Source organism: Frigoribacterium sp. PvP032 (assembly GCF_017833035.1).
GTDB lineage: Bacteria > Actinomycetota > Actinomycetes > Actinomycetales > Microbacteriaceae > Frigoribacterium.
This window is the reverse complement of sequence record NZ_JAFIBM010000001.1, coordinates 3,142,671-3,152,919: the sequence shown is the minus strand read 5'-3', so window position 1 is coordinate 3,152,919 and position 10,249 is coordinate 3,142,671. Positions and strand designations below refer to the sequence as shown.

11 protein-coding genes are annotated in these 10,249 nt (G+C 69.6%); 5 read left to right on the top strand and 6 right to left on the bottom strand.

Features of this window, described 5'->3' with window-relative positions; translation table 11 throughout:
* Window positions 1-23: 23 nt before the first annotated feature.
* The 3 genes from JOE35_RS14555 to JOE35_RS15925 form a co-directional block, all read right to left on the bottom strand.
* Window positions 24-1,952: a thioester domain-containing protein gene (locus JOE35_RS14555; RefSeq protein WP_209561656.1), complete on the bottom strand. Its 1,929-nt coding sequence runs from the start codon at window positions 1,950-1,952 to the stop codon at window positions 24-26.
* A gap of 240 nt (window positions 1,953-2,192) precedes the next feature.
* Window positions 2,193-2,426: a hypothetical protein gene (locus JOE35_RS14550; RefSeq protein ID WP_209561655.1), complete on the bottom strand. Its 234-nt coding sequence runs from the start codon at window positions 2,424-2,426 to the stop codon at window positions 2,193-2,195.
* 48 nt (window positions 2,427-2,474) lie between these two features.
* Window positions 2,475-2,600 (bottom strand): hypothetical protein, encoded by a 126-nt coding sequence (locus tag JOE35_RS15925; protein ID WP_280870097.1) that lies wholly within the window; start codon window positions 2,598-2,600, stop codon window positions 2,475-2,477.
* A gap of 136 nt (window positions 2,601-2,736) precedes the next feature.
* Here JOE35_RS15925 and JOE35_RS14545 point away from each other — a divergent pair, with 136 nt between their 5' ends.
* The 4 genes from JOE35_RS14545 to JOE35_RS14530 all read left to right on the top strand — a co-directional run bounded on the left by JOE35_RS14545 (window position 2,737) and on the right by JOE35_RS14530 (window position 6,081).
* Window positions 2,737-3,150, top strand: coding sequence for a hypothetical protein (locus JOE35_RS14545; protein ID WP_209561654.1), 414 nt, complete (start codon window positions 2,737-2,739; stop codon window positions 3,148-3,150).
* Between the two features lie 62 nt (window positions 3,151-3,212).
* Window positions 3,213-4,127, top strand: a complete 915-nt coding sequence (locus JOE35_RS14540) for a hypothetical protein (RefSeq protein WP_209561653.1) — start codon at window positions 3,213-3,215, stop codon at window positions 4,125-4,127.
* Complete coding sequence (locus tag JOE35_RS14535) at window positions 4,124-5,407, top strand: hypothetical protein (RefSeq protein WP_209561652.1); 1,284 nt, start codon at window positions 4,124-4,126, stop codon at window positions 5,405-5,407. Before JOE35_RS14540 ends, JOE35_RS14535 begins: the two co-directional genes overlap by 4 nt.
* Window positions 5,404-6,081: an ABC transporter ATP-binding protein gene (locus JOE35_RS14530; protein WP_209561651.1), complete on the top strand. Its 678-nt coding sequence runs from the start codon at window positions 5,404-5,406 to the stop codon at window positions 6,079-6,081. The genes JOE35_RS14535 and JOE35_RS14530 overlap by 4 nt, the downstream gene beginning before the upstream one ends.
* Before the next feature lie 144 nt (window positions 6,082-6,225).
* On the opposite strand, the gene JOE35_RS14525 is transcribed toward JOE35_RS14530, so the two are convergent.
* From JOE35_RS14525 to JOE35_RS14515, 3 genes are all read right to left on the bottom strand, one after another.
* Window positions 6,226-6,459 carry a hypothetical protein gene (locus JOE35_RS14525; RefSeq protein WP_209561650.1) on the bottom strand — a complete coding sequence of 78 codons (234 nt, stop codon included), beginning with the start codon at window positions 6,457-6,459 and terminating at the stop codon, window positions 6,226-6,228.
* A 56-nt stretch (window positions 6,460-6,515) separates the two neighbouring features.
* Window positions 6,516-6,926, bottom strand: coding sequence for an ester cyclase (locus tag JOE35_RS14520; RefSeq protein WP_209561649.1), 411 nt, complete (start codon window positions 6,924-6,926; stop codon window positions 6,516-6,518).
* A gap of 104 nt (window positions 6,927-7,030) precedes the next feature.
* Window positions 7,031-8,767 carry a RecQ family ATP-dependent DNA helicase gene (locus tag JOE35_RS14515; RefSeq protein ID WP_209561648.1) on the bottom strand — a complete coding sequence of 579 codons (1,737 nt, stop codon included), beginning with the start codon at window positions 8,765-8,767 and terminating at the stop codon, window positions 7,031-7,033.
* A 316-nt stretch (window positions 8,768-9,083) separates the two neighbouring features.
* Here JOE35_RS14515 and sucC point away from each other — a divergent pair, with 316 nt between their 5' ends.
* Window positions 9,084-10,247: an ADP-forming succinate--CoA ligase subunit beta gene (gene sucC, locus JOE35_RS14510; RefSeq protein WP_209561647.1), complete on the top strand. Its 1,164-nt coding sequence runs from the start codon at window positions 9,084-9,086 to the stop codon at window positions 10,245-10,247.
* The last annotated feature ends 2 nt before the right edge of the window (window positions 10,248-10,249 follow it).

The window sequence follows — 10,249 nt, the reverse complement described above, 5'->3', positions numbered from 1 at the left end:
GCCGCTGCCCTGCCCCGGCGTCGTCACGGCAGGTCGACCGCCACGTCAGGGCCGAGCTCTGCAGACCGCCCGGAGGCTGCGTGGCGTCGACGTCGGACGACGTGCCCGGCGATCCCGCCTGCGATGAGCAACCCGCCGGCGAGCGAGATCCCGAGGGCCAGGCCGCCGAGGTCCGTGCCGGTGAACGCCAGCGCGACCGGCACTGCTGGCGCCTCGGTCTCGACGGGCGTGTCGACGGGCGCCTCGACCCGGAACGACTCGGTGTCGTGCACCCGGGTGTCGGCGAACGCAGGGACGACCTGGTGCCCCTCGGTGCCTGCGGGCGTGCCTTCCGAGGTGTAGACGAAGGCATAGTCGCCCACCTCCGCCACTGGCAGGCAGGCCGTCTCGACCAGCCCGTCACCGTTCACGGTGGTGGAGACGCGTCCCGCGACGAGACCGTCACGCTCGAGGCCGTCGACGTCGCCGAGTTCCGTGCCCTCGGCGGGCAGCTCGGCGAACGGGCCGATCAGCAGCGTGTCGACCACCACCTCCTCGACCTCGGTGTTCCACCCGGAGACCAGGAGGGCGTCGCTGACGCAGGCGCCCGGCTCGACGACCGAGGCACCGACGATCGCGGTGTCGATGCGCGGGGACCAGGGCAGGACGGTCGTCTCGGTGGCCGTGCCGAAGGGCGACTTCCAGCCGCGCAGCCGATCGCGGCCGTCCTCGACGGACGTGTCGGCGGGGTCGATCGACTCGACCCACGTGTACCAGCCGCCGCCGGGCAGCTCGCAGCCCGGCGTCGTGTAGGTGCCCGGCCCCTCCACCACGCGCACCTCGACGTCGCAGACCACAGGGGCGTCGGCGGGCCAGTCAGCGGCCTCGACCGGACGCTCGGAGAACGGGCCGAGGAGGCGGCTGCGGACGGTCACCGGGATGGGCGCCCAGCCTCCGTCGACCACGATGCGGCCCCACTCCGACAGGAGGCCGTCACCTGGCTCGACGGCGAGCGTGAGCTGATCGGTGAGCACCGCACCCTGCTCCGCGACGGTGTCGCTGGTCACGGTGGAGACACGGGGACGGAAGGGCAGAGGCGACAACGCGCTGGCGCTCGCGGTGCCGGTCGCCGTGACGCTCGCGCCGCCGGAGAACAGGATCATCTGCGAACCCGCGGCGCTGCTGCCGACGGTCATCACGCGGCCGTAGGGGAGATCGTCGAACCGTGACTCCACTCCCACGGTCATCTCGGGGAGGTCGCCCGTCGCCCGGAACGACATCGTCTCGCCGTTCCGTGCCGAGGAGGCGGCGGTGCCGTCGGTGAAGACGGCGCCGGTCAACGAGACGGCCCCCGCGAACGTCGGCTCGAGGACGGTCGGGCCGCCGGTGACACGGTCGACGACGACGTCCGTGCGGAGCGTGCCGGTGCCGTCGGGCTGCAGGTCGACGGCCAGCGAGGCCGAGACGGAGGTGGAGGCCTCACGGGTGGACTCGTCGAGCATCTGCTGCATCTTCTCGAGGACGATCGGCCAGCGCTCGTTGGCGCGGCCCGCGTAGTAGCGGGCGGTCTGGCCGGCCAGGCCCGTGATGCTCCACACGGCCAGCTGGCCCGCGGCCGCGGTGTCCTGGTCATCGGTGCCCGCCCAGGTGCGGGCGATGTAGGCGAGACGCGCGTGGTCCTCGCTCGAGATCGGGAACACGTCCGCGCCCGTGGCCGTGTCGTACTCGTTGCCGACCGGCGACGTCTTGCCTGCCTCGAGGCAGAAGGCCTTGCGCCCGTCGGCGAGGAGGTACGTGCCGAGGTACGAGACGCCGTCACCTCGCCAGATGTAGCCGGTGCCGAGCCCGGTCGACGCCACGGCGCTGGCCGGGGAGGCGAAGGCGAGCGGTGCCACGAGCACCGCCACGAGGAGGAGCAGGAGGGGCAGGAGCAGCTGCCGCGAGGGTCTGGTCGAGGTGGTCTGAGGTGTCATGCGACGACGATGACGGGGCGCGGGCCGGGGAGTCTCGCCCACCTCCTCGATCTGTGGACGACCTGGTCCGAGACCTCTCCAGGGGAGGAAGGAGACCCCGGCATCCTCAGCAGCGGCCGTGGCCGCCCGTACCGACGCGAAAGCGACGAACCTCCGCGATGTTCTACGGAAGTTCGTCGCTTTCGCGTCGGCCAGGCAATGCCTCAGGCCGGGTAGCGGGCGCCTCGACGAGGTGGCGCGCTACTCGGTCTCGTCGAGGTCGACGTCTTCGTCGTCGAGGTCGTTCTCGGCCAGGGACGGCTCGGCTTCACGCGGCGACCCGCCGGTGGGGCCCTCGTTGCCGTCGCCGAGGCCCGGCAGCACGGTCTCGCCGGCGACCGCGTCGTTCGTGACGATCTGCTGGCTCTCCTCGAACTGGGTCTCGTCGTCGTAGGGCTCGTCGCCCGAGGCTGCGGGGGTCTGGGTGTCGCTCATGGTGCGTCCTTCCGATCGGTGGTGCGGTGCTGCGGGTGAGGGAGCGGCTCAGGCCAGGCCGAGCTGCTGCATCAGGCCGGCCTCGTCGGTGGCGCCCCAGCGCTCGACGAGCAGGCCGTCGTCGTCGAAGCGACCGACCTGGATGCCGCGAGGGGCTTGTGTGAGATATGTCAATGCTGAGAGAGTGGTGCGCGAGAGCGGGCTTCTCGCCTGGCTACGACGGGTCGTTCGGTCTCGATTGCCGCACGACCTCATGTCAGATGCGACGAGTCACCTTTGCTCCTTCCGACAATCAAGATCGAGGATCGCAATGAAGAAAATGAGGATGTCGATCGCCGTTGCTGCAATCGCTATCAGTGCCGTTGCTCTTCCGGCTGGTGTTTCCAGTGCGGCTGAGTTGGGCGGTTGGGACGAGAACACGGGTTCGTTCTCGACCTCGTCCAGTCCCGAGGCTGCCCGCAAGTCGGCTGCGCCAGCGGCAGTGAATCACCGGGGTGCAGCTGAGGAGAGGGTCGTCAACGGGACCACGATCAAGCGCGCAAAAGGGTGGACGACGTGGGTTGGCGTGCGCCACTACACGACTGCTCGGATGGAGAGCGGCAGCACGGTGCTCACCAGTTCGGGTCGTCAATGGGGCACGAGCGGCACGCAGGCCACGTCTCCGTGGTTCGTGGCGAACCGCACCCACGGCAAGGGCTCAGCGAAGTCCTACTACGGCCGGTAGGACCGTAGGGCGGAATGGCATCTGCCCTCCCGCCCGTTCACTTCTAGCCGCTCGGAGACGTCATGAACCGTCGAAAGCTCGTACTGAGCATGGCGCTCCTGGCACTGTTCAGCGCCCTCGGCTCAGGAATCAGCGTCTACACCACCATCCGCACTGCCGTTTCGTTGGAGGGAGGAAACCTCTACAGCGCCACTGCGGAGAGGCTCGACTCGGCCGATGTTCTTGATCGAGCAGGGTTCGACGGGACACCTCTCACCGGCCGTCTGTTCCAGGACCTCGACGGCAGCGGCCACCTCCGGGTGGTCCGCACGCTGGGCCGACCTGAGTCGTTGCCGATCCACGAAGGACGGCAGATGCGCGCCACAGACGAGCGCGTGGCGCTCGTCGGCCACCAGGTGGAGACGCGTTCGGACGAGGGGCGGCAGTGGGTCGACTACGAGGGGCAGGCGTTCATGGTGATCGGCCGACTCGGTGTCCGTGCTGACAGCGGCCTCGCCCGGGATGTCTTGCTGCAGGACAGGGACCTCGTCGTCGACGGGCCTGTCATCGTCGACGTCGAGGGCGACGCCCAGGCTCTGCCCGGCATGAGGGCGGGGGCAGCGGAACCGGTGGGCGGGGGAACAGATCAGCGCACCAACATCGACTACGTCTCACCGATCGTGATCCTCTGCGGGTGGGGGCTCACGATCTTCGGTGCAGGCGCCTCCGGGCTGCTCATCGCGGGCTTCCGCAGGCCTGTCACAGCCCTCGAGTACCGGCTCGGTTCTCGAGGCTCGCGCGTGCTGATGTCGAGCGTTCTCCCTCTCGCCTCATGCGCCGGGACAGTGTTCGTCACGGTCTGGGGCGTTGCGCTGGCCTCGGCGGGCGCGATGCGCTCGGCGCCGGAGTTCGCGGCCGCAGCGGGAGTCCCGCTCGCGCTGAGCATCGTCGCCTCTGCGGGTGCGCTCGCAGCATCCCTGTGGGGGAGGCGCCGATGAACGCGCGGGCACTGCTGCGTGGCACCTACGTGCGGCTCGTGGCGAAGATCCTTGTGCTCGCCTTCCTCGCGACGAGCCTCTACAACGTGGTGACCTTCTCCCAGTCGACCCAGGCTGCGGTCAGCCAGAGCTTCGACGACTCCGCGAGGGTCGACATGTACGGCCTGACCGATGGTTTGACGGACCCCGCTCTGTTCGAGCAATACCTGGAATCCCTGGTGAACATCGAGAAGGTCACCACGTTCTACGACTCTCTCCAGCAGGACGCTCCGGCAGGCGTTCGGCTGCTCTCTGCATTCGATCAGGGCATGCCGGTCGCGGACTTCGCGGGTGGGGAGACGTTCGAGCAGGGCTATGGAACCCAGGAGACAGTGCAGGGGCCCTACGAAGATCCGGTCCTGGGCAAGCAGGTCGTGAACGTCAAATCTGTGCAGCTGAACGAGGCCGCCTTTGACTTCTACAACCTCGCAGGTCAGGACGACACCGAGCTGGACTGGACCGCCGTGGACTACGAGAGCGACACGATCCCGGTGCTCCTCGGGGCCGACTACGAAGGTGTTTACGCCGTCGGCGACCGCCTCGCCGCGGACTACTACTTCAAGCCCACCCAGATGCGGGTCGTGGGGTTTCTCTCGCCCAGCGCCTCGATGTTCTACCAAGGCGACATCAACTACTTCCTCGACGACCACCTCGTCGTTCCCTACCCGAAGAGCATCACCGGGGCGGCCGAGTCCGATCCGGAGTTCTACGGCATCCTCGCCTTCGCGATGCTGCACGCCAACATCGCCGTCGAACGAGGCCAGCCCGACAGCGCGGTGTTCAGGGCACTGCAGGGCGCAGCGACGTCATCAGGCTTCGATCAGTACGCGTTGTTGAGCGTGCCGAGCTACCTGACGCAGTTCGCGTCGGTCCGCGCGCTCGTCCACGACAACTTCGCCTTGGTGCTGACCGTCGAGTGCCTCATTGCGGCGGCAGCTCTCGTGATGAGTGGCATCCTGACGAGCAGCGCGACCCGACGCAGAGAACGACGAATCCGCATCGCTTGGGAGCTCGGCCAGAGCCGCAGCGACCTCGAACGAGCAGCGCTGACCATCGTTGCCGTCGAGTACGCCGGCCTCGCTGCGGTGTTCCTCGCAGCCACGCACCTGCTTCCCCACGAGGACTCGTCCACGCGGACACTCTGCCTGACGCTCATCGCCCTGCTGGGGGCCGTCGATCTCCTGCGCCGCCGCACGCAGTTCACCCACACCATCCGCCACCGTCCAAGGAGCGAACCGTGACCGAACTCCTCGCGCTGCAGTACCTCACGAAGACCGTGCGCGAGCCCAACGGCTCCGTGCGACAGCTGTTCGACGGCCTCGATTTTGCCATGGGGGCTGACGAGCGTTCGGTGGCCCTGCTCGGGCGGAGCGGGAGCGGCAAGACGACGCTGCTCCGGATCATCGCGGGCCTGGACGGTCGATACGACGGACAATACGTCTTCCGCGGCGCTGCTCTGCCGAAGGGCCTCGATCCGATGGCCGACCACCGACGAAGGCATATCGGTCTGGTCGCGCAGTCCTACGACCTCCTCGACGACTTCACCGTCGAGCGGAATGTCCTCTTCGGCGCCCGCGGACTGGAACAGCCGGAACGCCAGACGAGAGAGGCCCTCGCGATGGTCGGGCTGGCGGGCATGGGCAAGAACAAGGTCACCAAGCTCTCTGGTGGGGAGGCCCAGCGTGTCGCGATCGCACGGGCGATCGTCAGACGTCCGGCCCTGATCCTCGCTGACGAGCCCACCGGCGCCTTAGACGAGGACACCGAAGGCGAGATCCTCGATCTCTTCGCTTCTCTGCAGGAGAGCGGAACCAGCTTCATCATCGCCACCCACAGCCCACGGGTGGCCGCAGCCTGCCACCGACGAGTGACGGTGGCAGACCGTCGCCTTCGTGAGCTCGGTCACGGCCGCTGATCTGCGAGCTTCGACCTGCCGATTTGGGGTGTCGATGGATGGAGTGGCCGAGCACGTCAGCGCATCACCCCGGCTCACATCGGATACGACGACGCCCGCCGGCCGCGGTGCGGTGGGCGGGCATCGTCATCGCGAGGTGGCGCGTTACTCGGTCTCGTCGAGGTCGACGTCTTCGTCGTCGAGGTCGTTCTCGGCCAGGCTCGGCTCGGCCTCGCGCGGCGAGCCGCCCGTGGGGCCGTCGTTGCCGTCGCCGAGACCCGGCAGCACGGTCTCGCCGGCGACCGCGTCGTTCGTGACGATCTGCTGGCTCTCCTCGAACTGGGTCTCGTCGTCGTAGGGCTCGTCGCCCGAGGATGCGGGGGTCTGGGTGTCGCTCATGGTGCGTCCTTCCGATCGGTGGTGCGGTGGTGCGGTGGTGCGGGTGGGGTAGAGGCTCAGGCCAGGCCGAGCTGCTGCATCAGGCCGGCCTCGTCGGTGGCGCCCCAGCGCTCGACGAGCAGGCCGTCGTCGTCGAAGCGACCGACCTGGATGCCGCGCACCGTGAAGCTCTTGCCCGTGGCCTGGTGGCCCTGGAACGGCCCGGTGTGGGTGCCCTTGATGGTGAAGACGGCGGTCACGTTCTCGTCGTCGGCGACGAGGGTCTCGACGCCCAGGTCCGCGTCGGGGAAAGCGGTGAAGAAGTCGCTCCAGAACGCCTTGATGCCCTCGACGCCCGCAGGTGCGCCCGGCGCCGGGTCGTGGTCGACGACGGCGGCGTGGAAGCCCGCGCCGAGTCGGTCGATCTCGCGGGCGGTCAGGATCTCGCCGATCAGCTGCTGGGTGGCGACGTTCTTGTCTTTCGACATCTCGTTCTCCGTGTCTCTCGTGTGTGTCAGGTGGTTCCCGTCTACTCCCGCCCCGTGCCCCGGCCCCTGCGGAGCTTCACAGGGAACGAGCGCCGGGATCGTGCTCAGACGGCCGTGAGCAGGTTGTGCTCCTCGACCGCCTCCAGAGCCAGGACCTTGTACCCCTCGCCCTCGAAGAACACCGTCATGCGGTCGCCCTCGGTGCTCATCACCGTGCCCTCGCCCCAGGCCGGGTGGGCGACGCGGGTGTCGGGGTCGAAGAGGGGAGCGTGCTCCGGGTGGTCGACCCGTGCCTCCTCGGTGTCTGCCGGGCGGTCGGGCTCGGCCGCAGCGGTGCGGCAGTCGTCGCAGTTGCCGCAACGCTCCGGCGCCTCCTCGCCGAAGTAGCCGAGCAGGAACCGCCGCCGGCAGCCGTGCGACTCGGCGTACGTGCGCATCATCTCGATGCGCGACTTCTCGACCCGCTCGCGTCCCTCGGCGACCTGGCGCGCCTGCTCCGCCGCCTCCTTCGACGCGAGGTCGGTCGTGATCTCGTAGCCCGTCTTGGTCTCGGCGACCACGCCCGCCTCGAGCAGCAGGTCGACGAGTCGCGAGACCTGCCGCGGCTTCAGCCCGGTCGCCTCGGTGACCACCTTGCGCTTCGCCGGACCCGAGGAGGCGCGGATCGCCTCGTGCACCCGCCGCAGCTCGGCTCGTGACGGCAGCCCCGCCGCGAAGAACGACCGCAGCGACAGGTCCTCAGCCCGGTAGTGCAGGGTCGCGTCGGCCGGCTCGCCGTCACGCCCGGCCCGACCGATCTCTTGGTAGTAGGCGTCCAGCGACTCGGGCACGTCGGCGTGCACGACGAACCGGACGTCGGGCTTGTCGATGCCCATGCCGAAGGCGCTCGTCGCGACGATGACGTCGATCTCGCCGGCGTGGAAGCGCTCGTGCAGGGCACCCCGCTCAGCCGAGCGGAGGCCCGCGTGGTACGCCTCGACGGTGCGGTCGGGGCAGCGCTCGCCGATCTCGTCGGCGTAGCGCTCGCTCTCCTTGCGGGTGGCGACGTAGACGATGCCCGGCGTCGTGAGCTCGGCGACCTGCTCGACGATCGCGCGGCGCTTCTCGGCCTCGTCTTCGTGGCGGTGCACGGCGAGCGACAGGTTCGGGCGGTCGAAGCCGCGGCTGATCACGAGCGGGTCGCGCAGCCGCAGCCGCTCGATAACCTCGTCGCGCACCGGTCCGGAGCCGGTCGCCGTCAGCGCGAGCACCGGCGGGCGGCCCAGCCGCTCGACGATCTCGCCCAGGTGCAGGTAGTCGGGCCGGAAGTCGTGGCCCCACGACGACACACAGTGCGCCTCGTCGACGACCAGCAGGGACACGCCCGCGCGCGCCAGCCGCTCGACCGTCTCGTCGCGGGCCAGCTGCTCGGGGGCCAGGAACACGTAGGTGACCTCGCCGGCGTCGACGCGCCTCCAGCTCTCGTCGTTCTCGTCGTCGGTGTGGCCGGAGTTGACGTCGACGGCGGGCGGGGCGTCGGGGTGCCCGACGAGCCCCGCGACCTGGTCGGCCTGCAGCGCGATCAGCGGCGAGACGACGACGGTCGGGCCGTCGAGCAGCGCGCCCGCGACCTGGTAGATCGCGCTCTTGCCGAAGCCCGTGGGCATGATGCCGAAGGTGTCGCGGCCCGCGAGCAGCGACTCGACCGCCTCGAGCTGGGCGGGCTTCAAGTCGTCCCACTCGAAGAGGCGGGCGGCGACGTCGGCGATGCGGTCGCGGTCGGTGCTGCGGGCGGTGCGGGTGCTGCGGGCGGCGGTGCGGGTGCTGGTGCGGGCGCTGCGGGCGGTGCGGGTGCTGGTCATGCGGAGTCCTCGTGGTGCGTCCCGGCACCGAGATGCGCCGAGACGATCCATACGATGCCGGGGGCCACCGACACGCGCGTCGTCCACAGGCGATCGGCAGTGACTCCTCCCCTGCCGTACCCCGGGGCCGGGACCCTACCCCTCCGCGCCTCCTTGGGCACGCACCCGGGAGGGGCCCGGAGGCCAGGCGCTAGGCTGGCCGAGGCCTGTTCGTCCCGACGTCGAGACAGACGCGAGGTGGGCGACGAGGCCGGTGCCGACTCGGTCGGCAGCCCCTCCAGAGCACTGGCGCAGCGATGCGGATTGGAAGAACAGCGTGGATCTTTTCGAGTACCAGGCCAGGGACTTGTTCGAGTCCTACGGCGTGCCCGTCCTGCCGGGAGTCGTCGCCGACACCCCGCAGGAGGCGCGAGCCGCAGCCGAGCAGATGGGCGGCGTGACCGTCGTCAAGGCCCAGGTCAAGGTCGGTGGACGAGGCAAGGCCGGCGGCGTCAAGGTGGCGAAGACCCCTGACGACGCGGAGGCCGCGGCCGAGGCGATCCTCGGGCTCGACATCAAGGGCCACGTCGTCAAGCGCGTCATGGTCGCCGGCGGTGCGCAGATCGCCCAGGAGTTCTACTTCTCGGTGCTGCTCGACCGTGCGAACCGCTCGTACCTCTCGCTCTGCAGCGTCGAGGGCGGCATGGAGATCGAGCAGCTCGCCGTCGAGAAGCCCGAGGCCCTCGCCCGCGTCGAGGTCGACCCGCTCGCGGGCATCGACCTCGCGAAGGCAGAAGAGATCGCGCGCGCCGGCGGGTTCCCCGACGACCTCGTCTCGAAGGTCGCCCCCGTGCTCGTCAAGCTGTACGAGGTCTACGCCGGCGAGGATGCGACGCTGGTCGAGGTCAACCCGCTCGTGCTGACCGAGCAGGGCGACATCGTCGCCCTCGACGGCAAGGTCACGATCGACGAGAACGCCGACTTCCGTCACCCCGGCCACGCCGACCTCGAAGACGCCGACGCGGCTGACCCGCTCGAGGCGAAGGCCAAGGCATCGGGCCTCAACTACGTGAAGCTCGACGGCGAGGTCGGCATCATCGGCAACGGCGCGGGGCTCGTCATGTCGACCCTCGACGTCGTCGCCTACGCAGGCGAGGCACACGGCGGCGTCAAGCCCGCCAACTTCCTCGACATCGGCGGCGGAGCGAGCGCCGAGGTCATGGCCGCCGGCCTCGACGTCATCCTCGGCGACGAGCAGGTCAAGAGCGTCTTCGTCAACGTCTTCGGCGGCATCACCGCCTGCGACGCCGTGGCGAACGGCATCGTCTCGGCGCTGGAGATCCTCGGCGATGCGGCCACCAAGCCGCTCGTCGTCCGCCTCGACGGCAACGCCGTCGACGAGGGCCGACGGATCCTGGCGGAGGCGGCGCACCCGCTGGTCACCGTCGTCGCGACCATGGACGAGGCCGCCGACAAGGCCGCCGAACTGGCTTCGAAGTAAAG

Bases quoted from the DNA above. Each gene is read 5' to 3' on its own strand.
- JOE35_RS14555 (WP_209561656.1), bottom strand. From the start codon at position 1,952: ATGACACCTCAGACCACCTCGACCAGACCCTCGCGGCAGCTGCTCCTG.
- JOE35_RS14550 (WP_209561655.1), bottom strand. From the start codon at position 2,426: ATGAGCGACACCCAGACCCCCGCAGCCTCGGGCGACGAGCCCTACGAC.
- JOE35_RS14545 (WP_209561654.1), top strand. From the start codon at position 2,737: ATGAAGAAAATGAGGATGTCGATCGCCGTTGCTGCAATCGCTATCAGT.
- JOE35_RS14540 (WP_209561653.1), top strand. From the start codon at position 3,213: ATGAACCGTCGAAAGCTCGTACTGAGCATGGCGCTCCTGGCACTGTTC.
- JOE35_RS14535 (WP_209561652.1), top strand. From the start codon at position 4,124: ATGAACGCGCGGGCACTGCTGCGTGGCACCTACGTGCGGCTCGTGGCG.
- JOE35_RS14525 (WP_209561650.1), bottom strand. From the start codon at position 6,459: ATGAGCGACACCCAGACCCCCGCATCCTCGGGCGACGAGCCCTACGAC.
- JOE35_RS14520 (WP_209561649.1), bottom strand. From the start codon at position 6,926: ATGTCGAAAGACAAGAACGTCGCCACCCAGCAGCTGATCGGCGAGATC.
- JOE35_RS14515 (WP_209561648.1), bottom strand. From the start codon at position 8,767: ATGACCAGCACCCGCACCGCCCGCAGCGCCCGCACCAGCACCCGCACC.